The sequence below is a fragment of the Bartonella sp. EBT8 genome (assembly GCF_055796165.1).
On the sequence record NZ_JBTTDJ010000004.1, the window covers coordinates 78,630 to 103,569 of the forward strand.

22 protein-coding genes and 1 tRNA gene are annotated in these 24,940 nt (G+C 36.2%); 9 read left to right on the forward strand and 14 right to left on the reverse strand.

Annotated features, from left to right (window positions below):
• The first annotated feature begins 10 nt into the window (after positions 1 to 10).
• The 3 genes from AC0QT4_RS04220 to AC0QT4_RS04230 all read left to right on the forward strand — a co-directional run bounded on the left by AC0QT4_RS04220 (position 11) and on the right by AC0QT4_RS04230 (position 2,845).
• On the forward strand, positions 11 to 691 hold the full coding sequence (locus AC0QT4_RS04220; protein WP_473200475.1) for an alpha/beta hydrolase: 681 nt from the start codon (positions 11 to 13) through the stop codon (positions 689 to 691).
• Positions 692 to 973: 282 nt separating this feature from the next.
• Entirely contained in the window at positions 974 to 2,227 is a 1,254-nt protein-coding gene (gene tyrS, locus AC0QT4_RS04225; RefSeq protein WP_473200476.1) for a tyrosine--tRNA ligase, read from the forward strand.
• A 135-nt stretch (positions 2,228 to 2,362) separates the two neighbouring features.
• On the forward strand, positions 2,363 to 2,845 hold the full coding sequence (locus AC0QT4_RS04230) for a peroxiredoxin (RefSeq protein ID WP_473200477.1): 483 nt from the start codon (positions 2,363 to 2,365) through the stop codon (positions 2,843 to 2,845).
• 129 nt (positions 2,846 to 2,974) lie between these two features.
• Here the strand turns inward: AC0QT4_RS04230 and prfB are convergent.
• The 3 genes from prfB to AC0QT4_RS04245 all read right to left on the reverse strand — a co-directional run bounded on the left by prfB (position 2,975) and on the right by AC0QT4_RS04245 (position 8,140).
• A protein-coding gene (prfB, locus tag AC0QT4_RS04235; protein WP_473200478.1) for a peptide chain release factor 2 occupies positions 2,975 to 4,103 on the reverse strand; the annotation gives its coding sequence in 2 pieces (ribosomal slippage) (positions 2,975 to 4,033 and positions 4,035 to 4,103; 1,128 coding nt in all).
• Positions 4,104 to 4,296: 193 nt separating this feature from the next.
• Positions 4,297 to 6,762, reverse strand: a complete 2,466-nt coding sequence (locus tag AC0QT4_RS04240) for a penicillin-binding protein 1A (protein WP_473200479.1) — start codon at positions 6,760 to 6,762, stop codon at positions 4,297 to 4,299.
• A 148-nt stretch (positions 6,763 to 6,910) separates the two neighbouring features.
• Positions 6,911 to 8,140: an N-acetylmuramoyl-L-alanine amidase gene (locus AC0QT4_RS04245; protein WP_473200480.1), complete on the reverse strand. Its 1,230-nt coding sequence runs from the start codon at positions 8,138 to 8,140 to the stop codon at positions 6,911 to 6,913.
• Between the two features lie 599 nt (positions 8,141 to 8,739).
• On the opposite strand from AC0QT4_RS04245, the gene AC0QT4_RS04250 reads away from it, so the two are divergent.
• Entirely contained in the window at positions 8,740 to 11,352 is a 2,613-nt protein-coding gene (locus AC0QT4_RS04250) for an Rne/Rng family ribonuclease (RefSeq protein ID WP_473200481.1), read from the forward strand.
• Between the two features lie 83 nt (positions 11,353 to 11,435).
• Here AC0QT4_RS04250 and AC0QT4_RS04255 read toward each other — a convergent pair whose 3' ends face one another.
• The gene (locus AC0QT4_RS04255) at positions 11,436 to 12,047 is read right to left on the reverse strand and encodes an invasion associated locus B family protein (protein ID WP_473200482.1); all 612 of its coding nucleotides are present in this window, start codon (positions 12,045 to 12,047) and stop codon (positions 11,436 to 11,438) included.
• A gap of 1,009 nt (positions 12,048 to 13,056) precedes the next feature.
• On the opposite strand from AC0QT4_RS04255, the gene AC0QT4_RS04260 reads away from it, so the two are divergent.
• A complete protein-coding gene (locus AC0QT4_RS04260; RefSeq protein WP_473200483.1) occupies positions 13,057 to 13,323 on the forward strand; it encodes a hypothetical protein in 267 nt (88 codons plus the stop codon).
• A gap of 577 nt (positions 13,324 to 13,900) precedes the next feature.
• Here the strand turns inward: AC0QT4_RS04260 and AC0QT4_RS04265 are convergent.
• From AC0QT4_RS04265 to folE, 4 genes are all read right to left on the reverse strand, one after another.
• Complete coding sequence (locus AC0QT4_RS04265) at positions 13,901 to 14,416, reverse strand: hypothetical protein (RefSeq protein WP_473200558.1); 516 nt, start codon at positions 14,414 to 14,416, stop codon at positions 13,901 to 13,903.
• A 133-nt stretch (positions 14,417 to 14,549) separates the two neighbouring features.
• Complete coding sequence (locus AC0QT4_RS04270) at positions 14,550 to 15,734, reverse strand: alpha/beta hydrolase (protein ID WP_473200484.1); 1,185 nt, start codon at positions 15,732 to 15,734, stop codon at positions 14,550 to 14,552.
• Between the two features lie 179 nt (positions 15,735 to 15,913).
• Positions 15,914 to 15,998 (reverse strand) — tRNA-Leu (locus AC0QT4_RS04275).
• Between the two features lie 146 nt (positions 15,999 to 16,144).
• Positions 16,145 to 16,753: a GTP cyclohydrolase I FolE gene (folE, locus tag AC0QT4_RS04280; RefSeq protein WP_473200485.1), complete on the reverse strand. Its 609-nt coding sequence runs from the start codon at positions 16,751 to 16,753 to the stop codon at positions 16,145 to 16,147.
• 125 nt (positions 16,754 to 16,878) lie between these two features.
• Here folE and AC0QT4_RS04285 point away from each other — a divergent pair, with 125 nt between their 5' ends.
• The 3 genes from AC0QT4_RS04285 (at position 16,879) to thrS (ending at position 19,757) form a co-directional block, all read left to right on the forward strand.
• Entirely contained in the window at positions 16,879 to 17,307 is a 429-nt protein-coding gene (locus AC0QT4_RS04285; protein WP_473200486.1) for an iron-sulfur cluster assembly scaffold protein, read from the forward strand.
• Entirely contained in the window at positions 17,308 to 17,661 is a 354-nt protein-coding gene (gene yidD, locus AC0QT4_RS04290) for a membrane protein insertion efficiency factor YidD (protein WP_473200487.1), read from the forward strand. It begins immediately after the preceding gene.
• A gap of 119 nt (positions 17,662 to 17,780) precedes the next feature.
• Positions 17,781 to 19,757: a threonine--tRNA ligase gene (gene thrS, locus AC0QT4_RS04295; RefSeq protein ID WP_473200488.1), complete on the forward strand. Its 1,977-nt coding sequence runs from the start codon at positions 17,781 to 17,783 to the stop codon at positions 19,755 to 19,757.
• A gap of 47 nt (positions 19,758 to 19,804) precedes the next feature.
• Here the strand turns inward: thrS and AC0QT4_RS04300 are convergent, their stop codons facing one another.
• The 5 genes from AC0QT4_RS04300 to AC0QT4_RS04320 form a co-directional block, all read right to left on the reverse strand.
• A complete protein-coding gene (locus AC0QT4_RS04300; protein ID WP_473200489.1) occupies positions 19,805 to 20,308 on the reverse strand; it encodes a MerR family transcriptional regulator in 504 nt (167 codons plus the stop codon).
• Between the two features lie 183 nt (positions 20,309 to 20,491).
• A complete protein-coding gene (locus tag AC0QT4_RS04305; RefSeq protein ID WP_473200490.1) occupies positions 20,492 to 20,815 on the reverse strand; it encodes an integration host factor subunit alpha in 324 nt (107 codons plus the stop codon).
• Between the two features lie 77 nt (positions 20,816 to 20,892).
• A complete protein-coding gene (locus tag AC0QT4_RS04310; RefSeq protein ID WP_473200491.1) occupies positions 20,893 to 21,861 on the reverse strand; it encodes a beta-ketoacyl-ACP synthase III in 969 nt (322 codons plus the stop codon).
• 49 nt (positions 21,862 to 21,910) lie between these two features.
• On the reverse strand, positions 21,911 to 22,981 hold the full coding sequence (plsX, locus tag AC0QT4_RS04315) for a phosphate acyltransferase PlsX (RefSeq protein ID WP_473200492.1): 1,071 nt from the start codon (positions 22,979 to 22,981) through the stop codon (positions 21,911 to 21,913).
• Positions 22,982 to 23,133: 152 nt separating this feature from the next.
• Positions 23,134 to 23,691, reverse strand: coding sequence for a YceD family protein (locus AC0QT4_RS04320; RefSeq protein ID WP_473200493.1), 558 nt, complete (start codon positions 23,689 to 23,691; stop codon positions 23,134 to 23,136).
• A gap of 215 nt (positions 23,692 to 23,906) precedes the next feature.
• Between AC0QT4_RS04320 and AC0QT4_RS04325 the strand changes: the two genes are divergently transcribed.
• A complete protein-coding gene (locus tag AC0QT4_RS04325) occupies positions 23,907 to 24,386 on the forward strand; it encodes an outer membrane protein assembly factor BamE (RefSeq protein WP_473200559.1) in 480 nt (159 codons plus the stop codon).
• Between the two features lie 83 nt (positions 24,387 to 24,469).
• On the opposite strand, the gene nusB is transcribed toward AC0QT4_RS04325, so the two are convergent.
• Positions 24,470 to 24,940 (reverse strand): transcription antitermination factor NusB, encoded by a 471-nt coding sequence (gene nusB, locus AC0QT4_RS04330; protein ID WP_473200494.1) that lies wholly within the window; start codon positions 24,938 to 24,940, stop codon positions 24,470 to 24,472.

Consider the following 24,940-nt stretch of genomic DNA (forward strand, 5'->3'; position numbering starts at 1 on the left):
GGAGCATTTAATGCCAGAAATTATTTTTAATGGTCCCGCAGGTCGACTTGAAGGACGTTATCAACCTTCACAACAAAGAAATGCACCAATTGCTATTATTTTACATCCTCATCCCCAATTTGGTGGCACAATGAACAATAGAATTGTTTATGATCTCTTCTATATGTTCCAACAACGTGGCTTTACTACATTACGTTTTAATTTTCGTGGTATTGGCCGCAGCCAAGGCGAATTTGATTATGGAATAGGAGAACTTTCAGACGCTGCTGCTGCTCTCGATTGGGTGCAAACACAGCATCCTGATTCTAAAAACTGTTGGGTAGCTGGATATTCATTTGGTGCTTGGATTGGTATGCAGCTTTTAATGCGCCGACCAGAAATTGAGGGGTTTATATCCGTTGCTCCTCAACCTAATGTTTATGATTTTTCATTTCTTGCTCCCTGCCCTTCCTCTGGGCTTATCATTCATGGCGATATCGATAAAGTTGCTCCCCCAAAAGATATTCAAACTCTTGTAGATAAACTAAAGACACAAAAAGGTATCACCATTACACAAGAAACCTTAGAAGGTGCTAACCACTTTTTTAGTGGATGCAATAAAGAACTTATTGAACGATGCGCTCAATATTTGGATGATCATATTACGGGTGAATTTCTCGCTCCTCCCCCTGAAATGTTGTCCCTTACTTAGAACACTAAAAATATAAAAAATTCATTCTGATAATCAAAGAGGGATTTTGTTTTTCGCATTATCTTCTAGCTCTCTTACATCCGCTTGAGTTTTAAAATAAAAAACAATGCCTTTTCTTTCAATAAAAAGAATGTTTTCCTAAAGTATATAGCAAGAAGGTATTTGTTTTTATTATTAATATTTCTGATTCTCTTGTGAGGTTTGCATCATGTGTGGTAGAGAGACCACATTAGCAATTTCATGATATAAACGAATACAATATTAAATTAGGAAATAAAGTACGTGCCTACCTTTAAATCTGAATTTTTACATATTATGAACGAACGTGGTTTTATCCACCAAATTTCGGATGAAAGAGGTTTGGATAATCTTTTTTCAAAAGAAGTTGTCAGTGCCTATACTGGATTTGATCCTACAGCATCAAGTTTACATGCCGGAAGCCTTCTGCAAATTATGATGCTTTATTGGTTGCAAAAAACCGGTCATCGTCCCATTGCTTTAATGGGGGGAGGAACAGGACTAATCGGTGATCCTTCCTTCAAAGATGAGGCACGGCGACTTCTTACACAAGATGATATTGCTGCAAACATCATAGGTATTAAAAAAGTATTCGCTAACTATTTGACATTTGGTGATAGTAAAACTGATGCATGCATTGTTAACAATGCTGAGTGGTTATGCAATTTGAATTATTTAGAATTTTTACGTGATGTAGGAAAACATTTTTCTGTTAACCGTATGTTATCATTTGATTCTGTCAGATTAAGACTTGAACGCGAACATTCTTTATCATTCCTTGAATTTAATTATATGATCTTACAAGCTTATGATTTCGTTGAACTTCATAAGCGTTATGGATTGCGTATGCAAATGGGTGGTTCTGATCAATGGGGTAATATTATCAACGGTATTGAATTAGGGCATCGTCTAGGGACAGCACAGTTATATGCATTAACTTCACCATTATTGACAACTTCTTCCGGTGCTAAAATGGGTAAGACATTGAATGGTGCAGTATGGCTTAATACAGATATGCTTTCACCTTATCAATTTTGGCAATATTGGCGCAATACAGAAGATGCTGATGTTACAAGATTTTTAAAGCTTTATACGACTTTGCCAATGGATGAGATTCTTAAGCTGTCTGCTTTACAAGGAACTGAAATTAACGAAGCAAAGAAAATTCTTGCAACAGAAATTACAGCAATGTTGCATGGGCGCAATGTTGCTGATGAAGCCGCCGAAACGGCTCGTAAAACTTTTGAAGAAAAAACACTTGGAACAAATCTTCCAACTGTTCAAATTAATGCTACACAATTAAAAAAAGGTGTTGGATTGCTAACTCTTTTAGTAAAAGCAGGCCTCGCCAAATCTAACAGTGAGGCACGCCGACATGTTCAAGGTGGAGGGGTCCGTGTCAATGATCAAATCATTGAGGATGAAACGCATCTTATTATTGAAGAAGACAGCAACGCAGAAGGAATAATTAAACTTTCTTTTGGTAAGAAAAAACATGTTTTAATAAAAACACTATGATCCATTTATAATTTTTCTCTCCTTTTCTCAATTTCATCCTTATGATAGAATAAGAATTCTGTAGAATTCAGTCTTTACTTCTTTTATGTATTCTCATGCTTTATACTTAATGTACAGAAAAGAAAGAGCAACACAATGACAAGACCAATAAAAGGCACTCTTGCTCCTGATTTTAATTTACCATGCGATGGTGGAAAAAAATTATGTCTTTCTGACCTTCAGGGAAAAGTTGTCGTTTTATATTTTTATCCAAAGGATGATACGAGTGGGTGCACGAGTGAAGCGATTGACTTTACGCGATTGAAAGCAAAATTTGATGAAATTGGAGTTATTATTATCGGAATGTCTCCAGATAATGTTAAAAAACATGATAAATTTAAAATAAAACATGAGCTTGATATCATCCTTGTTTCTGATGAAGAAAAAACGACGCTTGAGGCTTATGGTGTTTGGGTCGAAAAAAGCATGTATGGGCGAAAATATATGGGCGTTGAACGAAGTACTTTTTTGATTGATGAAACTGGAAAAGTAGTAGAAGAATGGCGCAAAGTTAGCGTACCTGGACATGCGGATGAGGTGTTAGCAGCCGCTGCACTTTTACATCATGATGGTTTGTAAGCTTTGTTATTCAAGCACCTATAAGAAGTGAATTTTTTCATCTATTGGCTTTAGTGAATTGAGATCGAAAAGCTGAAAATGATAAGCCAAGAAAGAGATTTGTAATTTTTTGAAAAATATTATATTTAGCTAATTAATCTCTTCAATTTCTTGGGCTCTTCCATAAATGCGTTGAGCGAGTGTTGCTTCTATAAATGCGTCTAAATTTCCATTGAGTACAGATTGTGGATCGGTGTTTTCAACACCTGTGCGTAAATCTTTGACAAGTTGATAGGGTTGAAGAACATAAGATCTAATCTGATGCCCCCACCCGATTTCTGTTTTAGAAGATTCAATAGCATTTGCTTCTTCTTCTCTTTTTTTGAGCTCTTCTTCATAAAGTCTTGCACGTAACATAGACCACGCAGTTGCTCGATTTTTATGCTGAGAACGTTCCGTTTGACACTGGACAACAATACCCGTTTTTATATGTGTAATGCGCACTGCAGAATCTGTCGTATTGACATGTTGTCCTCCAGCTCCTGATGCACGATATGTATCAATACGAACATCGGCCTCTGATACATCAACTTCAATATTATCATCAATGACTGGATAAACCCAAATACTTGCGAAAGAAGTATGGCGCTTTGCATTTGAATCAAACGGTGAAATGCGTACCAAACGATGAACACCTGATTCTGTTTTCAACATACCATAAGCATTATGCCCTTTTACGAGGATAGTCGCTGATTTAATTCCCGCTTCTTCTCCATCGTGAATTTCTAGTAGATCAACTTTCATTTTATGTTGTTCAGCCCAGCGCGTATACATGCGTAATAGCATAGAAGCCCAATCTTGGCTTTCCGTTCCTCCTGCTCCAGCATGAACTTCTAAATAAGTATCATTTTGATCTGCTTCTCCTGAAAGAAGCACATCTATTTGTCTCTTATCTATCTCGTTTTTAAGATTACGTATTGAATTCTCCGCTTCAGTGATAATTTCAATATCACTTTCTTCTTCACCCATCTCGATTAATTCGAGACACTCTTCGAGTATTTTTGTAAATGACAAAATACCACTGATCGAATCGTCAAGACGCTGACGTTCACGCATCATATCTTGGGCTTGTTGCGCATTATCCCAAAGTGTTGGATCCTCTGCCTTTTGATTAAGATATTCGAGACGTTTTAGTGACTGATCCCAGTCAAAGATGCCCCCTTAGCAATTTAATTGCCTTTTGAATTTCATCGACTAATTCTTCTATTTCTGCTCGCATAATTTAACACCGTAGTTTTTATTTTTTAACAATCTCTTTCATTCCGTTTTTTAACATTTTATACAAATTGAATGATCGTAGTTAAGGGGATAGCATAGCCTTACTAACCTCTTTACTATAGCTATATTACAAAAAAAATAGACAAAAATGCCTTTCATCTGTTGTCAGTCATATGACAAGAGAATTTTTTTAATCAATACAATCCATCTGCACCACTTTCAAGAGCTTTGTTGACTTGTGGAGAAGTTGTTGCTGCAGGAATCCCTTCTTGAAAAGAATTTGTACTACCAATTACTTGATATATATCAGCAGGTCCAGTTCCTGGTTTAAATGCTTCTATAATAACATCATGGTCTCCAGCCTCGGCAAGCATACCTGTCTTACGATTAATTGGCATTAAAATCATCCCTTCTGGCATTTTAAATGGCACATCTGGTTTTCCTTTCAAAGCCGTTGCCATAAATTCACCAAAAATAGGCGCCGCCAATGAACTTCCCGTCCCTTTATATCCTAATGGTGCTGGTTGATCGTAACCAATGAAAATACCAACAACAAGATCAGGGGTAAACCCCATAAACCATACGTCTTTAGAATCATTTGTTGTTCCTGTTTTTGCAGCGATATGTCGATTAAGATATTGCAAGCGTGCAGCTGTACCACGCCGAACAACCCCTTCCATCATTGATGTAATTTGATAAGCCGTCATAGGATCAAGAACTTGGTCTCGCTCATCAATCAATGTAGGTTCACTTTGATTATCCCACGACTGAGCATTACAATTTTCACAAATACGATCATCATGGCGGTAAATTGTTTTCCCATAACGATCTTGAATTCTGTCTATCAGAGAGGGATGAATAGAGCGTCCTCCATTGGCAATAACTGAATAAGCTGTAACCATTCTTAAAACTGTTGTTTCACCAGCTCCTAGGGCCATGGGGAGATAAGGTTGCAACTTATCTACAATACCAAAACGTTCTGCATATTCAGCGACAAGAGGCATTCCCATATCATAGGCAAGCCGTATTGTCATAAGGTTGCGAGAATGTTCAATGCCATAACGCAGCGTTGAAGGTCCTGCGAATGTACCACCATAATTTTTAGGTTGCCAAACCTCACCATTATATTGACGAATTTCAATGGGACCATCTAAAACAACCGATGCTGGTGTATATCCATTATCAAGTGCCGCTGCATAGACAAAAGGTTTGAAAGCAGAACCGGGCTGACGATAGGCTTGTGTTGCACGATTAAATTCAGAAGCTGCAAAAGAAAATCCTCCTACCATAGCAAGAACACGTCCAGTATGAGGCTCCATAGCAACAATTGCACCTTCAACCTTTGGAATTTGTTGTAAGTGGTAAATATTATCTGTATTTGATGCTTTTTCGACAAAGACAACATCTCCAACTTGCAGAACATGAGATAAATCCCGAACAGTTTTTCGAGTGCCATTTTCTCTAACAACACTTAATGCCCACTTCGAATCAGCTTCAGATAAAAGTGCTATTTCCCGCTTTGTTGACAATAAGCCTGAAGCCTCGCGTTGTGGTTGCAAACCAATCTCTATTTTATTAGCATTAGTAGAAAGAACAATAGCTAAACGCCATTCAGGAACATCACTCAATCCTGTAATATTTGCAAGCTCTGTGCCCCAATCATCACTTTTATCAAGATGTTTATAAGCCCCACGCCATCCTTGCGAATGATCAAATTTAATTAATCCATTGTGCAAAGCACGCCGAGCAATAAGTTGCAGATGAGGATCAAGTGTTGTACGAATGGAAAGTCCACCTTCATAAAGTGTTTTCGCTCCATATCGACGCATTAAACGACGACGTACTTCTTCTGTAAAATAGTCAGCAGCAAAAACATAGCTATCGCTACCACGCACGGTCACGCCTAAAGGCTTTTTCTTAGCTCTTTCACCTTGTTCACGCGTTACATATCCATTGGCAACCATCCGGTCGATCACCCAATTACGTCGACTAATAGCGCGTTGTGCATTTTTGAAAGGATCATAATTTGCTGGTCCTTTCGGAAGAGAAGCCAAATAAGCGCATTGCTCTAAAGTAAGCTCATTAACGGATTTATTAAAATAGGTTAAAGATGCTGCTGCGATACCATAAGTACTACGACCAAGATAAATTTCGTTGAGATAAAGTTCAAGAATATGATCTTTTGAATAAGTCTTCTCAATACGCATAGCTAAAATAGCTTCTTTAAACTTACGTTCCAACGTTGCGTCTGAACTTAAAAGAAAGTTTTTAGCGACTTGTTGCGTAATAGTTGATGCTCCCTCTGGACGTTTTCCAGAACCAATATTACGGATATTATTGATCAAGGCTCTAGAAAGTCCTTCAGGATCTAAACCAAAATGACGATAAAAATTTTTATCTTCAGCTGAAATAAAAGCATCTTTCAGGAGTTTTGGTATTGACTGAATTGGTAAATAGAGGCGATGTTTCGTCGCAAATTCCGCCATAAGTCTACCATCAGAAGCATGAACACGAGTCATCACAGCTGGTTCATAAAGCGAAAGAACTTCATAATCAGGGAGTGCGTTTGTTTGCTCCTTTGCTATTGCTCCTTGTATCGCTGCTCTTCCAACCCCAATTGTAATAACAAAACTAAGAAGATATCTTAAAAAAATCATCATCAAAACGGTTATCACTTTCTTTAGAATTGATCAAAAAACACACGCTCTCACCAGCACATAACGAGTGTCATCACTAAATTTGAGATAAAGAAAATATCTTCTACCTTTTACTTATAAATGCACATTACTACTCTATTTCGTTACAAATTTAAAGAGGCTGCATAACTTTCTGCCTATATTCGGCAAACTGACGAATGGAATGAGTGATAGAAGCAGCTATTTGTTTTCTCCATTGAGGATTGTTTAACAATTTCTCATCCTCTTTATTTGATAAATAACCTATCTCTATTAACACAGAAGGTACATCTGGAGCTTTTAAAACTTGAAAATTGGCATATCGATGAGGGTTATTTATCAGATTGATATTACTTTTTGACAAATTTAAAACAACACGATCAGCAAAATTAACTGAAAATGCATGGGTTTCACGTCGTGTAAGATCAATTAAAATGTCGGTAATTTCAAGAGATTCTTCTGCAGGCAATCCATCAAGCAAATCAACTTTATTTTCACTTTCAGCTAAGGATTTTGCGATTGCATCAGAAGCCTTCTCTGATATGGTATAGACTGTAGCTCCACGAAGCGAATGCATATTAATGGTGTCTGCATGAATAGATATGAAAAGATCAGCATCAAATTCCTGCGCTTTTTTGACTCTTTCGTTCAATCTTAAAAAAACATCAGAATCACGTGTTAACGCAACAGTGATATGAGTGTCCTTTTTTAATTCATCTCGCAATGCGCGTGCAAAAGCGAGCGTTATGTTTTTTTCTAAAATTCCAGTAACACCCCGTGCACCACCGTCAATTCCACCATGACCAGGATCAAGAACAACGCGAAAGTTACGCTTTGAACTTAGCAGTGTTTTTGTTTTATGATTATCTTTTGCCTGCTGTTTCAAGCTGTTATCAAATTTTTCTTGTGTGCTTTTACTAATATCAACAAGCAGTTGCCATAAACCATTGTCCAATTTTTGTACTACAGTTTTTTCAACAACAAAAACAGTTTTACTTGTTAAAATAATGCGTGAAGTTCGTGTATCAGAAAAACCATAACGCACATCTGATAACATCTTCGATATTGTATTCTGCTTCTTTAAAGACCTATTTTGTGCTGAAAAATCAACGACAGGCAAATTGATAATCAAACGCGCAGGCTTGTCCAAAATCTGCAACCGAACATTTGGTTCAGCATTAAAAAGTGCAACAATACGCGTGTGTGTACTATCACCAATGGTTCGTAAATTGATAAGTTTTAGGGTATTAGCAGCTTGAATATTTGTTTGGAGTATTAAAAAAAACAATAAATAGCATGGTACATACCAAATAATATTCCAATAAAATGCTTTCAGTTTTTTGATAAAGCCCCCTCTAATCATCAGCAAAGTACTCTATATTCTAAATTAATTATAACTAATCTCAATTTTATAAAAGCAAGAATCAAATTTACCTCATATTTTCCAACAAATAATGAACTCACCTATTTTAAATAATTACAAAGCTAGATTAAGGCAATAAAGATATTATCATAGTACCTATTTAATTGTTGCTTGCCAAAACTATGATATCAACATAAAAGAGCATTTACGCTTTCTAGCCGATAGTAATCATCTAAATTATCTGTAGTCCATATTAAGTTGTCTTTAAAAAAATTGTCGCTATTATACATTTAGGCTTTTTGTGGATGAAAATTCTTTTATGTCATAAAAGCTGGAATTGCGTTATTTAAGATTCGCGGGTTCGGATATCCGAACTATTTTAAAGATTGTTTTATCGGAGACTTACAAAATTATGAGTCATACAAAACAAACGGAGAAGATGATTAAAAATGATGTAAATGCAATCACGCATTTACACGTAGTATTCCGTTCTGTTTTTCCGGTCCCTCCCTTTTATGGCAGACAGCTTCTTATGTTTGCAAACAGTTATGCTGTTCGTGCTAATATAGTTGTGCGTGTCGCCTTTAGGATTTTAACTTATGTCAAACAAAATGCTTATAGATGCCTCCCATCCGGAGGAAACACGTGTTGTTGTTGTTCACGGCAACAAAATTGAAGAACTTGATTTTGAATCAGAACATAAAAAGCAACTTAAAGGAAATATTTATCTCGCACGTATTACGCGTGTAGAGCCGTCTCTCCAAGCTGCTTTTGTTGAATATGGTGGCAACCGTCATGGTTTTTTGACGTTTTCTGAAATTCATCCTGATTATTATCAAATTCCTCTTGCTGATCGTCTTGCTCTTCTTGAAGAAGAAGAAAAAGCTGCTTTAGGAGAGAATTATGCAGATAATCTTCCTGAAGAAACAAACACAAATAAAAAACGCTCCAGAAAAACAAAAAAAGATCAGCGTAACAGTACTATGGCAACGAATGTTGAAAATGCCATGATATCTGAAACAATAACACTTGATGATACAGAAGAAACGTTTGATGAAAGTGTTTCTCATGATGATATCGAAATGGTTGGTGCAGAGGATGTACGAGAAGAACTTCCTACCTATCAACGAAAACAAGGACGTCAATATAAAATTCAAGAAGTGATTAAACGACGTCAAATTTTGCTGGTGCAAGTCATTAAGGAAGAACGTGGTAATAAAGGTGCTGCACTCACAACATATTTATCCTTAGCAGGTCGTTATTCTGTTTTAATGCCTAATACAGCACGTGGCGGCGGTATTTCACGAAAAATTACAAATATACAAGATCGTAAGCGTCTTAAAGAGATTGTAAAAGAATTAGCTGTACCCAAGGGGATGGGAGTTATTCTAAGAACTGCTGGAGCGAATAGAACAAAAGCTGAGATTAAACGTGATTATGAATATCTCACGCGGCTATGGGATACTGTTCGCACTTTAACACTCAAATCTACAGCACCATGCCTTGTGCATGAAGAAAGCAATCTCATCAAGCGCTCTATAAGGGATCTTTACAATAAAAATATCAATGAAATTCTCGTTTCGGGTGATCAAGGCTATCGTGAAGCGAAAGATTTTATGCGTATGCTCATGCCAAGTCATGCAAAAGTTGTGCAACCTTATCGTGATCCTATCCCTATTTTTGCACGGAACAATATCGAAATTCAGCTTGATAAAATGTTGCACCCGCAAGTTTCTTTAAAATCCGGTGGCTATCTTGTTATTAATCAAACAGAAGCACTTGTTGCTATTGATGTAAACTCTGGTCGCTCTACCAAAGAACTCTCTGTCGAAAAAACAGCATTACAAACCAATCTTGAAGCTGCAGAAGAAATAGCGCGTCAATTACGCTTACGTGATCTTGCTGGTTTGATTGTAATTGATTTTATTGATATGCTTGAAGAGCGTAATGTAAGGCATGTCGAAAAAAAATTAAAAGATTGCTTAAAAAGCGATCGTGCTCGTATTCAAGTTGGCCACATTTCGCATTTCGGTCTTTTGGAAATGAGCCGTCAACGTATTCGCGTATCAGTCTTAGAAAGTACAACACAACCCTGCCCGCATTGTTCTGGTACAGGAAATATCCGTTCTGAATCATCAATTGCTTTACATGTCATGCGCTCAATTGAGGAATATCTTCTTCATAATTCACAATATAACATTATTGTGCGCACACCTGTCGCAACAGCTCTTTATGTATTAAACAACAAGCGCAATATTCTTGTTAATCTAGAGGAACGCTTTAAACTTAATATTAGTGTTGAAGCAGATGATAGCATTGGGACACAACATCTCATTATTTCTAAAGGCACAATAGCAGAAGCGGTTTCTCAGCAACCATTGATACTTCAAGATGACAATGAGGAAGACGTTGAGGAGACAATCTTAACAGATAATGCATCTATCGAAGATAAAACACCGAGTGAAACGAAACAAAAACATCGGCATAAAAATCGCCAAGGTGAGATTAATGATAATTCTCTTTCCAGCGTTCATAAAAAAGACAATACGCTAAATAATGATTCTCGTCGTAGAGGACGCCGTCGTGGACGTCGTGGCGGGCGTCGCAATCAAGATAATGGCTTTTATCAGTCTCGTATTCCTTATGCAGAACCAGTAGGCGATTTTGCTAAACAGGCTTTGGAGGAAATTAAGACAACGTATCACAAACGTCATACTCCAGCCGCTAAATCGATACAATCTGAAGAAGAAAAAAATGATATACAACACTTAAGCATACAACAAAATGAAACTTTAAAAATTGATACAGTTGCAAAACCTAAAAAACGTAAAACACGTTCTTCAAAAACAGAAGAAAATCAGCAAATCATTGAGAATAACCAAAATGTAGAAACATTAAAACCTTTGGAAAAGAAGCCTGCAGCTAACTCAATACATAAAGCTAAAACAAAAGAAACAGATGAATCGACTCATGATATAGCGAAAAAAACTCCTGCAGCTGCTAAAAAATCTCCACGTAGAACATATAAAAAATCAATATCAGAAAAAAAAACATCAGAGCAAAAAACTGTAAGTGAGGAATCTGTCGAACAGACTCCCTTCAAAATTGAGGAAAAAGTTATTCATCCCGTTGTTATATCATCAACACCTGATGATGCTCCAAAAACTGAGCGTACTGGTTGGTGGAAACGGAGAACTCTTTCTAAAAGTTAAGCATAAAAAAACGCCACAAAATTTTGTGGCGTTTTTAAGAGTTAAACATAGAAAAAAGATTTTAAAAATGTTTTTTACATCGATTACTTTTGTTTAGCTTTTTCTTGCTCTGCCCGCATACGGTCTTCAATTTCTTTTTGGTTTGATTGAATAGCTTGCTGTAATTTTATTTGTTCTTGTTGGAAATCTTTTTCTTCCATACCAGGACCTGTATATGCGGCGGTAAATCCATTAAGAGAAAATTCAATAGGATTAGCAGCACCACGGAAATTAATTGTGGTTACAACCATTTTTGAACCGCTTTTCATAGCCGTGATAAGCTTATCATCTAAAACATCATTGGCAATACAACTTGGCCCATTACAGATAATATAAGGAACTTTTTTAGAAAAGTTATCTCCTATTTGAATATGAACACCTTCTGGCAAAAAACGCCCTGTAGGAACTTGAATGCCTATACGTTTCTCGTTTTGTTTCCCTTTTATTTCAACGAGATTAAAAGCCGTCAAAGGTTGTCCAGTGTTTGATACAACAGTATTCATTGTATTACAAACTTCAACATCATGCTGCTTGCTACAAACCTTATACCAACCTTGAGACAAAGTTTGCGCACCCGCAGAAGTGTGGCTTGCAAGAAAAAGGGCTGCAGCTCCAGCCAATACTGAGATAACAGAATAGATATTTTTATGCGACATGATTAAGTGAATCCTTTCAACGCGCTTTTAGAATAACCCCAACATTAGGAATATTAAATATAATTTCAATCAAGTGTATTAAATTAAACCAATGAAATGACACTAAATTTTGTTCTCTTTACTTCAATATAAAGAGAAAAGTCAAATTTGGAAAAAAGCTAAAAATAACAAATAAAACTTTTATGCACACATATACAAAATCCCCCTTTTTATGATACTAATCTTTTATTGAAATGTATTCATACAATAACTTAGAGCAATGGTATAGGATAAGATTGCATAAAAAAATAAATATTGCAATATAATATAATCAAAGTAACTTTTTCTATTATGCTATAATTGTTATTACTTTAAACTTTTATTTACTTTTATAATTCTTCTTTTAAACTATAGAATCTTATAGAAAAAAGCATTCCAATACATTAAGATTCCAAAATTATTAGATAAATTTGAATATTTTCTTTATGCATCCCCTACTGTAAGCTAAAAAGGTAAAATTACTTATAATAGAGTTGAAACATTTTATGGATTAAATCCATTTGTCATCCAAAGCTTTAGAATAATTCCCAAAGGACTTTTTTCTGATGAATGGTTTTTTTATCTTATTTTCGAAAGAATGATGGTGCGTTCCCGTTATAAAGCTTTTATATTTTATAAACTTTTTGCAGAAAAATTTGAATTAAATAGAAAGCAACTGAAATTTCTTTTTTCTTAATCCAAAAGTATGCTTTTCAGGTGAAAATTCTATAACAGTTGAAGATGTTTTATTTACAAAAAACTTCTTAAAGATAAAGAAAATCCTCCATTTAACCGCGATATGAAGCAGACAGAATCTGTCAAAAAAATCGAGATCACGATATTAAAGTAGGTTAAATAAAATTCTAGGAAGTGGTCTCTATATCATTCTGCTTGTTGATCTAAGTAAACGTATTATCTATAAATGTAATCTTTATCACTTCTTTTTGATTTTAAATGGATAAATTATCATCTTGTTAATAATAGCTACATCATGATGAAAGGTTATTTTGATAAATCTGTCCTTTCAGCTAGTGGAAAATCAACAAGTGAAAAAGGGGAAGCGTTTTTAGTATTCCTATCTCCTGATGTAGTTCTTCCTAAAGTTATAGATGAAAGCTGGTGTATTCCTAAAAAAGGTGGAACAGATATTGATCAATCAATAGAAAAAATTTTGAAAGCTCTTACAAAAAGCAGGTTTTACAAAAAAATAACAAAGCTATTTTTCTTAATGGCTTGCCTTTTTATTCCGAAATTATAACTCAATCGCTTGAAGAGGAAGAGATTGCACTTCCATTCTAAAGTAATTTATCACTCTTTACTGTTCTGCTGAAATAAGAACCGTTGATGATAGAAAATCTCAAAATTGCTTAGGAATGTTTGATGATAATATGATTATAGGGAAATTAAGAAACCCTCTGGGGGCACCATATGCTTTTAAGGTTAACTGATTTATTCTCCATATGTTTTATTAAATGAGGGACTCGCAAATAGAAGCAAGGGAATAGAATTTTCTAACATTCCTCTGCAACAGTAGCATTTTTTTGCTTTTCTCTTGTTTTAATCACTTCTAATATTTCTAAATGCTTCTAAAGCCTACTGTGAAAAAATATTTACATTATTAGCGAATGACTAATATTTTACGATTAAAAAGATTAGAATTTTTTATTGTAAAGATTGCACAATAAACAGAGGCTTCATTCTCTTTAAAAGGTGGCGCTGTTTGTATGAGAATTTATTTTTATCAATTAACACGATTTACAGTCTTTCATAATGAATTAATCATATATTTATTGTACTGTTTTCTATAAAATTAAAAATATTTTCATCAGCGTTTTTTATTCAATTTTTTCTGAGCTTGAATATTCTTTTTCAAAAAGGTGTGGGCTTTCAAGAGTAAGTTTTTTTCGCGCTTTTTGTAACTGCTTAATAACTTCATCAATTTTTGATGGAGAATGAAAAGATCCTTGGTTATCCAATCCATTACACTTTTCCCTTCCCTCATAAAAACATTGCAACTGAGATTGAAGCATTCTAATCTCTTGAAAGAAAAGACGTCCGGTTTCCTTGCAGCCATTATTAAGTGAAAAAAGTTGATCGAAAATCGATACCAAAATTTGTTTTAAAAAGCGCTCATTTTCTTGGCGTTTGCGATATTCTAAGATAAGAGCATGGCACATTTCATCCAGCTGTTTTTTTGTGGAATCAATTTGACGCAATAAATTTGGTTTTTCCCCCATATGACCTTTTCTCACCTTCAAAAGCATAGTATGAATATCTGATAATTTAACTGCGGAATAAGATAAATAATCAACTAATGTAGGTGGATCGGCATAACGTTTTCGTGCAACCATCATAAACTCACCTAATGATTGTTTACATTCATTCCGCTATTTATTTCACTTTACAAAGTCATTCTAAAGAAAGTGCTAAAAAATATTATTTTCAATTCATTGATTTTTGATAAAAAATTTTATTTTCTCACACTTAATGTCGAGCTGTAGGGGTTAAGAAACGTACAGGCGTATAAAGAATAAGATGAGTTGTTTTCTCCAACACAGTACTACTATCAGCAAGAAGTGCCTGACTAGGCGATAATTCTGTACCTTGCATAATTGTTGAAGCTAACGAACCTTCTCGAGAAAGAGCCATCAAGGTTGGTGAAGATGCAAAGACATTATGTGCTCCACCATCAACATTTGAAAAATCAAGGACAGCTATTCCATTTTTACGCAACATTTCAATATCTGAACCATCCCCCACACGATGATGTCCTCCCGTAAGACGCCCCGAAACAGCAAGTGCTTTATCCGCACGAGAGACTAAAATAGCTGTAGGCTGAGGTAATTTTTTAATATCATTAAGTTGGCGTTCAAATACGTCAACATCAATGTCCGGCGCTGCCATCAAGAAACTTGTAATACGATGAATAGGTTTATAGTTTTTCTGTAATGCTAAAGTTCTAAATGCCTCCATTATAACAAAATTTCCCATAGAATGAGCAATAACCGAAATCTGATCAGCATTGGTCTCACTGATGACTTTCAAAAGCTCTATAAGTCCATCACGTGCAAAATTGGCGCTATCACGATCATAAATATAAAGAGGGACTGACCCGGCAGACGGCCAAGAATAGTGCACAGTAACAACATCCAAAGAATAGTCGTGTGTAAACTGCGCTGTACGGAATGTGCCATCAGCAAAGTTATTATTATAACCGTGAATAAAAAGAAAAATTTCTCTTTTTCCTTTTGGCTTTTTTGCTAAAGCAGCATTTAATTGCTGCTTAAACTGTTCTTTATTATCGTATTTTTGTAATGCCACTGCTGCAAAATACTTATCATGAGTAGGTTTATAAGCGTTTATTTCAACGAAACCTTTTACATGTTGTTGAGGTATTCCTACGTCAACGCGATTATAGTGCACTTTATTTGATCGCTCTGCGCCATAAGGCTGAGAATAACTCTTTTGCATCATACGACTTGTTGCAACATACACTGGAACAACTGTCTTTGGAAGAATCGGTTTATCCTCAACTTCCTTTTGAACGGCAATCATAGATGGTGTTGCATGAACCCCATGCCACAGTACAGCACGCGACGCGCTACATGCCGTCAATAAAGAAACACACATAAAGAATATCAAATACTTTAAAAAGACTGCTTTTCTCACGACAACACCATCAAAGATCGAAATTTCAAATCTACAGGGAAAAACAAAATCTCTACCCTTCCTGAAACAAATTCATTTCCAAGAATATACTATAAATAACACACAAAGAAAGCCCCGACCACAATGGACAAAACAGCATATCTCTTAAAGACGATTCTATCCACTCCAGAGAATTGAAATGGTGCGGTCGAGAAGACTCGAACTTCCACGGGTTGCCCCACAGCGACCTCAACGCTGCGCGTCTACCAATTCCGCCACGACCGCACGGAGTGAAGAAAAATATATTGATTTCTTGGCTTTAACAAATCATAAAGCGACGTACAAGCCCATTTTCACTTTTCTACGCGATTTATTTTATAGGAATGATTATAGCTCTATAGAATATACGAAGCGCGAGTTAATTATAATCTTTAAACCATCTTCATAAAGTTATCCCGTAGATTTTGATCTTCTTCATAACAACCACGAAAACTTGTTGTAATCGTTGTAGAACCTTGCTTTTGAATTCCTCTCATAGCCATGCACATATGCTCAGCCTCAATCAACACCGCAACACCACGAGGCTTTAAATGTATTTCCAAAGCATCAGCTATTTGAGCTGTCATAGCCTCTTGTGTCTGTAAACGACGAGCAAAAATGTCTACAACACGAGCAATTTTTGAAAGTCCAACAATCTTTGTATCAGGAAGATACCCGATATGAGCTTTGCCAACAATTGGGATCATATGATGCTCACAATGTGAATAAAAAGGAATATTTTTTACGATTATCGATTCATTGTACCCTGAAACCTCTTCAAAAACCGTATCTAAAATTTCTTCAACCGATTTTCTATAACCAATAAAAAGCTCGCGATACGCTTTAGCTACACGTCTTGGAGTATCTACAAGCCCTTCTCGATTTGGATTTTCCCCCACCCATAACAGCAATGTACGAATCGCTTGTTCTATCTCTTCTAAACTAGGACGCTTCTCAGATAAAAGTGAATCTACCGAACCTCCTTTAACACCATCATGCATTTGAAAACTCCAAGTTTACCCTATACAAAGCATTTGCTGCATACCTATTTCATTTTGTATAATCTCTATATAAGCGAATTAAAAGCTTAAGCAATCAAAACTCTTGAAATTTCAGGTAATAGCTCATGATTGACGATATCTATAGTGATAAAATACTTGAATATGCCGCCCACATAAGTAGAATTGGACGTCTTGATAATCCGGATGCAACATCAAAAAAACATGCACGCCTTTGCGGTTCAACAATCACTGTAGATTTAAAAGTGAAAAATGATATCGTTACAGATTTCGCTCATGAAGTGCGTGCATGTGTGCTAGGACAAGCTTCAGCTTCCCTTTTAGCATCTCATATCGTAGGACAAACAATACAAGATCTTAAAATGCTCCGTGAAATCATTTATCAGATGTTAACAAAAGATGGGTCCCCTCCCCAAGCTCCATTTGAAGTATTTTCTTGCTTGCAGCCCATTAAAAACTATAGAGAACGTCATACATCTACTCTGCTTCCTTTCGATGCAGTTATAGATTGTATTGAACAAATTGAAAAAAAATAAATGCTCAAACCACAATCTCGTACAAAAAACAGACAAACTCGAAATTACGTGGGGCCTTGGCGAAAAACACCCGGACGATTATTTGGTATTTTCTTGATACGGTTCTATCAAATAACACTTTCCAGCCTTATAGGGAATCAATGTCGTCATGCCCCAACCTGTTCAGAATATATTTATGAAGCAATTGCACGTCATGGACTATGGGCTGGTGCATGGATAGGATTTTTTCGTCTCATACGTTGTGGTCCATTTGGAACATATGGATTTGATCCAGTCCCTACTTCTCTTAAAAAGAGTTGTTGTTTTTATAAACCTTGGACTTACTGGAAAATTTCTACAAAACACGATAAATAGTTCTTTTCTTTTTTCATGCCTATTGATAAAAAACAGTCTGTAAGCTTTAAATTAAAGATAACTCAGTTTTCACGAAACCATCCGCAATCGTTAGCGGAATTGGATTAAAGGGGTATTTTATGTCTTGCTCTGTTTCTCTTTCTTTTCCTGATGGTTCAAAACATGATTATCCTAAAAAAATAACTGGCTTAGAATTAGCCGCATCTATTTCTAAATCACTTGCAAAAAAAGCAGTCGCCTATAACCTTAACGGAGAAACTCGAGATCTATCAGATCCATTAGAGCAATCTGGTCAAATAGAGATTATTACCCGAGAAGATCCACGCGCGCTCGAGCTCATACGTCATGATTGTGCACATGTGCTAGCTGAAGCAGTACAAGAACTCTTTCCTGAAACACAAGTGACTATTGGCCCTGTCATTGAAAATGGTTTCTATTACGATTTTGCACGCCAACAACCTTTTACATTGGATGATCTCGCCATTATTGAAAAAAGAATGCGTGAAATTATTCAACGCAATAAATCTTTTAAAAAAGAAATTTGGTCTCGAGAAAAAGCGAGAGAGATTTTTTCTAAAAAAGGCGAACTTTATAAGGTAGAGCTTATTGATAGCATCCCAGAAAATCAAGATTTAAAAATTTATTATCAAGGTGATTGGTTTGATCTTTGCCGTGGACCACACATGCAATCTACTGGACAAATTGGAAACGCCTTCAAACTAATGAAAGTCGCAGGAGCTTATTGGCGTGGTGATTCCAATAATCCAATGCTCACAAGGATTTATGGTACAGCATTTGCCAATGAAAATGATCTAAAAGCCTACCTAACCATGTTAGAAGAAGCTGAAAAACGTGATCATCGTCGCTTGGGACGTGAAATGGATTTATTTCATTTCCAAGAAGAAGGACCAGGAATGATTTTTTGGCATAAAAAAGGCTGGAAAATGTTCCAAAATTTGATCAACTATATGCGTAGACGTCTTGATGATCATCACTATGCCGAAGTTAATGCACCGCAAGTTCTCGATAGATCACTTTGGGAAATCTCTGGTCATTGGGGATGGTATCAAGAGAATATGTTCAAAGCAATTCCAGCAGCTGAGGATTGGGATAATGAAACTGTTTATGCTCTTAAACCGATGAATTGTCCTGGACACGTGCAAATTTTTAAACATGGTTTAAAATCTTACCGCGATTTGCCTATAAGACTTGCTGAATTCGGCCTTGTCCATCGATATGAACCTTCAGGCTCTCTCCATGGTCTTATGCGTGTACGCAGCTTCACGCAAGATGATGCACACATTTTCTGTACAGATGAGCAGTTAGAAGATGAATGCCTCAATATTAATGATTTAATTTTATCAACTTATGCTGACTTTGGTTTTAAAGAAATCAGTCTTAAGCTTTCAACACGTCCCAAAAAACGTGTTGGATCTGACGCATTATGGGATCATGCGGAAAACATTATGAAATCCGTTCTTAAAACCATTGAAACAAAATTTTCAGGACAGATTAAAACAAGTATCCTCCCAGGTGAAGGTGCATTTTATGGTCCAAAATTTGAATACACATTAAAAGATGCTATTGGTCGTGAATGGCAATGCGGAACAACACAAATAGACTTTAATCTTCCGGAACGTTTTGGTGCATTTTATATTGATAAGGATTCAGAAAAACGTCAACCAGTTATGATTCACCGAGCCATTTTTGGTTCAATGGAGCGTTTCCTTGGTATATTAATCGAAAATTTTGCTGGGCATATGCCGCTTTGGCTTGCTCCTGAGCAAATCGTTGTAGCAACAATTACATCTGAAGCAAATGAATATGCAAAAAAAATAACAGCAAAACTTAAAGCTGTTGGACTTTCAGCGACATTAGATCTCCGTAATGAAAAAATTAACTATAAAATACGTGAACATTCTTTACAAAAAGTTCCCATAATTTTGGTATGTGGCAAACGTGAATCTGAGACAAATAGCGTAAACATGCGCCGCTTGGGAAGCACAGAACAAATTCCCTTGTCTATAGAAGAAGCAGTTAAACAGCTCACGGATGAAGCGACACCGCCAGATTTGCGCCGTTTAATAAATATCTAAAAACATACTAAAAAATAAAAGCAACTATAAAGCAAAAAGAATCAATGTTATCGTACTCTATCAAGTACCCGTTTACATTCAATTAACTCAAACAGTATTTCCTGCAATAATGCTTTATCGGTTTTATCTTTACGAGCATTAACAGAACCAACCGATGCTTCTCCCTCATTCCTCATGAAACTTAAAAGCCCAAAAGAAGACTTTTTAGGTTTATTACTAGAAGTTTCAAAAGATTGTCCTGCATGTTTCTTCTCTATCACGACGTCCATAGTATCTAAATCACCATTGCCAAATGCAGTAACAAAAGCAACACCATTCTCCTTCAAAAGGCGCTGTACACCTTTTATTGTATAACCTTGATCGTACAATAACTGCTTAATACCATTAAGCAAATCAATATCTGTTGGACGATAATAGCGTCTCCCTCCACCACGTTTCATTGGCTTTATCTGCCTAAAACGCGTTTCCCAGAATCGCAAGACATGCTGCGGAAGCTCCAATAAATCGGCTACTTCGCTAATTGTGCGAAAAGCATCCGAGCTCTTATCCATTTTGCAATACCTTATCTAAAATACTACGAATGATTCAACAACGACTCATTAATTTTAATTTCTCAACAAGATTAGCCAAAAATAAGGCCATACTTTAAAGTAAAAAGCCTTTTATTAAAAAAAATGCAAAACCCAATCTACACAACTTTTTTAACAAATACCAAATATTGTAATAGCATTTATTTATATAATATTATTTTTTTGTCTTACACGATGCGAATCTAAAACTCTCTTTTTAAGTACATTTGCAGCCTTAAATGTCACGACACGTCTTGGCGGGATAGGCGCTTCAATACCGGTCTTCGGATTGCGTCCAACGCGTTCATTTTTACTACGAACTTGAAAAGTTGCAAAAGAAGAGAGTTTAACCACCTCACCTTTTACAAGTGAATTACAAATTTCATCCAAAACCAACTCAACCAATGCTGCTGATTCAGTGTGTGACAAGCCTACCCTTCTACAAACTACGCTCGCTAAATCTGCACGCGTTACCGTCTTACTTGTCATTATAACCACCTATTAAAAAAATAAAAATTACAAAATGACTTATACGTTTTATTCAAATATGGTCAAGCGACTATAATTTACCAACGAATAAGAATTGCTCCCCACGTAAATCCGCCTCCCATAGCTTCTAACATAATGAGATCTCCTTTTTTAATTTTCCCATCTTGAACAGCCATTGTTAATGCCAATGGCACTGATGCGGCAGATGTATTACCGTGCTGATCAACAGTAATCACAACTTTATCTATAGAAATTCCCAATTTTTTAGCTGAAGCTTCAATAATACGTTTATTAGCCTGATGAGGCACAAACCAATCTAATCGTGAAGAATCTATACCAGCCATTGCAAAACAATCATCCACCACATCAGTTATCATACCAACAGCATATTTAAAAACTTCTCGTCCTTCCATACGTAAATAGCCCGTTGTTTGCGTTGTCGAAGGACCACCATCAACATATAGCTTATCCATATATGCACCATTAGAGCGCAATTTTGTAGCCAAAACTCCACACTCAAGAGCGATATCACTTTCTTGTGCTTCCAAAATAGCAGCACCTGCACCATCACCAAATAAAACACATGTAGTACGATCTTTCCAATCTAAAATGCGAGAAAAGGTATCAGATCCAATAACCAAAATTCTTTTAGCTGTCCCGCTGCGTAAATAAGCATCCCCCGTTACTAAGGCAAAAATAAAACCAGAGCAAACAGCCTGAACATCAAAAGCAAATCCATGGCTCATGCCTAAAGCATGCTGAATTTCAACAGCAGAAGCTGGAAAGGTATGATTTGGTGTAGAAGTTGCGAGGATAATACAATCAATATCTCTTATTGTGAGTCCAGCATTTATAAGCGCTGCTTGCGCAGCTTCAACTCCTAAAGAAACAGTTGTTTCATTTTCATTGGCAATATAGCGTCGGTGTATACCTGTACGTTGCACAATCCATGAATCTGATGTTTCAATAAACTTTGCAATCTCATCATTCGATAAGCTTTTTTTTGGCAAGGCACTTCCTACACCACGCACAACAGATCGAATCATTCGCCCTTACCTTTTTTTATATATTTTTTACTTATACTACAAAAGCTTATCATAATCTCTTCTCATTTATCATTGTTTCACTTTCTTGATCAGAAAGTGTTTCTTTATTTTCATGAAACCGTCGCAAATCAGCAGTTATTTTTTTCAAAAGCCCATTATGAACCATCTCATAACCAACGCGAATAGCAGAAGCAAAACCCTTGGCATTCGCACTCCCATGGCTTTTGATTACAACACCATTTAATCCCAACAACACCCCGCCATTGACCCTATCAGGATCCATTTTATTCTTTAATGTACGAAAAGCACTTCGCGATAAAAAATAACCGAGGGACGTAAAAAAAGAGCTGCGCATAGCTGAATTCAGGATTTCGGCTATTTGCCGCGCAGTCCCTTCAGCGGTTTTTAAAGCAATATTACCAGAAAACCCTTCTGTTACAACGACATCTACCGTGCCTTTACCAATGTCATTCCCTTCAACAAATCCTTTATACTCTAATCCTTCTAATTGCACTTCACGCAATATCATTGCAGCCTTTTTAATTTCATAAAGGCCTTTAACCTCTTCAACACCCACATTTAAAAGCCCAACACTTGGCTTTTCAGTATGATAGAGAGCACGAAACATTCCCGCCCCCATAACGGCCAAATCAACCAACTGACTAGCAGAGGCACCAATCGTTGCTCCAATATCTAAAACAATACTCTCACTGCGAAGTGTTGGCCAAATACCTGCGATTCCAGGACGTTCAGCCTCTGCCATCATTTTTAAACAAAAATAAGACATTGCCATGAGTGCACCTGTATTGCCCGCAGAAATACACGCATCAGCATCACCATTTTTTACCGCTTCAATTGCATACCACATTGATGATTTACCACGCCCATTGCGGAGTGCTTGGCTTGGCTTTTCATCCATGCGTGTATAACTTTCTGTAGGATAGAAACGCGACACAGAAGCTAAACAAGGGTATTTTTTTAAAACCGGTATAACAGCCTCCTCTACCCCATAAAATAGAAAATAAATATTTGACAAATTTTTTTGTACAATTGCTGCTCCTGCAATAGTTGCTTCTGGACCATAATCACCGCCCATTACATCCACAGAAATTCTAATCACGCTTGCATATCCTACATCTTTATTATTTGCGTTTTTAAACGCACATTACGATTTTCACTATCGAACGACCACAAAACACATCGTGCAAAAAAGCTTTGCAAAAAATACTGTTTTTATAATGCTATACAATAGATAATTTTATGTTTTTATAATCACTTCCAACTTTTCAAAACAGAAAATGGTGATACCTTTTGTTCAACTTTTTCTAAATTTTCAATCATACGCATCTCTACCCCCTCTTTGCGCGGATAATGATTAATGGACAACTCAAAAAATTCTTCCATAACAGCACCAATATCAACTTTATCGCCATAAAATATTTCTGGCGTATCCAGCCCCTCGGCATCTAAAAACAATTCTCTTGTATCATCCGATATTTTTGGCTTCATCAAATTTGAATCTTCAGGAAGAAAAACAACCTCAATATTTTCACGAAGAAAATTTTCTAATGGCTCTAGTGTGACAACACATAACTGTATTATATGCGCCCGCAATAGACCTTTTATGCGTATTCCACGCTTTTTCCACGGAAAAATATGAAATTTTCCTTCACAAAACTTTACTTCAACCAAATCGTGATTCTCAGCTAAATGAGCGCATTCTTGCTGATTTGCACAAATATCAACCTTTATCCCCTTAGAAGGGAGAGAACGTACTGATATTGGATAAGTCAAAGCAAATGTCATTTGAGAAATATTTTGCACATTCATTAAAGACTCCCGAATGTAAGGTGGAATATACTGCAATTTTATTTAGCCAAAGTACATTTCATTCATTTTTTTCTTTTCTAAAGAAGTTCCGTATGGCATAACTTACTTTATAACAGGGAAGCTCAATGTAAGCTATGGCAGATTAAGCTAAAATGAGGAAAAACTTGAGGTTGCCTTTTTTGTATATCTAAGTATAGGAGATATCATTGTTTCAAATGCCCCACATAGCGGATTTAATCAAGCGTAAATTATTCATTGGTCTTTCAATAGCAAACATAGTAGCGGTTTCTGGGTGTAGTGTTCTTGATTCTTCAGGTTCAAGTCAGGTATATCAAGAGGGTTACATTCTCGATAAAAATGCTCTCAGTTCTGTCTCTGTTGGATCAAGTCAAGAGCAAGTGATTTTAAGTTTAGGAACCCCTTCTCTAAAAACAAAATATGATAATGAGGTTTTCTATTATATCTCTCAAACACGCTATCGTGCGATGCAATTTATGAAAACGAAAATTATTGATCGTAAAGTTTTAGCTATTTATTTCAATAAAAATAATCAGGTTGCTAAAATAGCTAATTATGGTCTACAAAACGGACAAATATTCGATTTTATCGCACAAACAACTCCAACTGCTACAAAAGAACAGCCTTTCTTGATTCAGATTATTAAAGGCCCTGCGAATTTGCCAACGCATAACTAGCTTATAAAAGCCTACAAACAATTCTCATAATATCAGGACTGGGAATTACCAATCCTGATAACATTGGGCTTACAGCACTTCTTTTAGGAGCGAATTTTTTTCGCCATATTATCAAGAACCGCATTAACAAGCTTTGGCTCATCACCTTCAAAAAATGCCTTTGCTATATCAACATATTCACTCATAACAACCGCAATAGGAACATCTTCACGATTAATCAACTCCCATAAACCTGCTCGCAAAATTGCTCGTAGGATGGAATCAAGCCGTGAAAGTGACCACTCTGCAGAAAGCTGTTGATGAAGCATAGGATCTAACTGTTTTTGATCTTTTACAACACCAGTTATAATAGCTAAAAACCATTGAAAATCAGCATCAAGATACTGATCTCCATCAATATCTTTTCCTAAACGATAAGTCTCATATTCAGCTGCTGTTTCCATTACACCAGAACCAACGATATCCATTTGATAAAGCGCTTGAACTGCAGCAAGTCTTGCTGCTCCACGTTTATTGGCCGAACGCGGAGAATGCCTTCCTTTTATATCAGCCAT

Bases quoted from the DNA above. Each gene is read 5' to 3' on its own strand.
- AC0QT4_RS04220 (WP_473200475.1), top strand. From the start codon at position 11: ATGCCAGAAATTATTTTTAATGGTCCCGCAGGTCGACTTGAAGGACGT.
- AC0QT4_RS04230 (WP_473200477.1), top strand. From the start codon at position 2,363: ATGACAAGACCAATAAAAGGCACTCTTGCTCCTGATTTTAATTTACCA.
- AC0QT4_RS04240 (WP_473200479.1), bottom strand. From the start codon at position 6,762: ATGATGATTTTTTTAAGATATCTTCTTAGTTTTGTTATTACAATTGGG.
- AC0QT4_RS04245 (WP_473200480.1), bottom strand. From the start codon at position 8,140: ATGATTAGAGGGGGCTTTATCAAAAAACTGAAAGCATTTTATTGGAAT.
- AC0QT4_RS04250 (WP_473200481.1), top strand. From the start codon at position 8,740: ATGTCAAACAAAATGCTTATAGATGCCTCCCATCCGGAGGAAACACGT.
- AC0QT4_RS04255 (WP_473200482.1), bottom strand. From the start codon at position 12,047: ATGTCGCATAAAAATATCTATTCTGTTATCTCAGTATTGGCTGGAGCT.
- AC0QT4_RS04260 (WP_473200483.1), top strand. From the start codon at position 13,057: ATGATGAAAGGTTATTTTGATAAATCTGTCCTTTCAGCTAGTGGAAAA.
- AC0QT4_RS04265 (WP_473200558.1), bottom strand. From the start codon at position 14,416: ATGGTTGCACGAAAACGTTATGCCGATCCACCTACATTAGTTGATTAT.
- folE (WP_473200485.1), bottom strand. From the start codon at position 16,753: ATGCATGATGGTGTTAAAGGAGGTTCGGTAGATTCACTTTTATCTGAG.
- AC0QT4_RS04285 (WP_473200486.1), top strand. From the start codon at position 16,879: ATGATTGACGATATCTATAGTGATAAAATACTTGAATATGCCGCCCAC.
- yidD (WP_473200487.1), top strand. From the start codon at position 17,308: ATGCTCAAACCACAATCTCGTACAAAAAACAGACAAACTCGAAATTAC.
- thrS (WP_473200488.1), top strand. From the start codon at position 17,781: ATGTCTTGCTCTGTTTCTCTTTCTTTTCCTGATGGTTCAAAACATGAT.
- AC0QT4_RS04300 (WP_473200489.1), bottom strand. From the start codon at position 20,308: ATGGATAAGAGCTCGGATGCTTTTCGCACAATTAGCGAAGTAGCCGAT.
- AC0QT4_RS04305 (WP_473200490.1), bottom strand. From the start codon at position 20,815: ATGACAAGTAAGACGGTAACGCGTGCAGATTTAGCGAGCGTAGTTTGT.
- AC0QT4_RS04310 (WP_473200491.1), bottom strand. From the start codon at position 21,861: ATGATTCGATCTGTTGTGCGTGGTGTAGGAAGTGCCTTGCCAAAAAAA.
- AC0QT4_RS04320 (WP_473200493.1), bottom strand. From the start codon at position 23,691: ATGAATGTGCAAAATATTTCTCAAATGACATTTGCTTTGACTTATCCA.
- AC0QT4_RS04325 (WP_473200559.1), top strand. From the start codon at position 23,907: ATGCCCCACATAGCGGATTTAATCAAGCGTAAATTATTCATTGGTCTT.
- nusB (WP_473200494.1), bottom strand. From the start codon at position 24,940: ATGGCTGATATAAAAGGAAGGCATTCTCCGCGTTCGGCCAATAAACGT.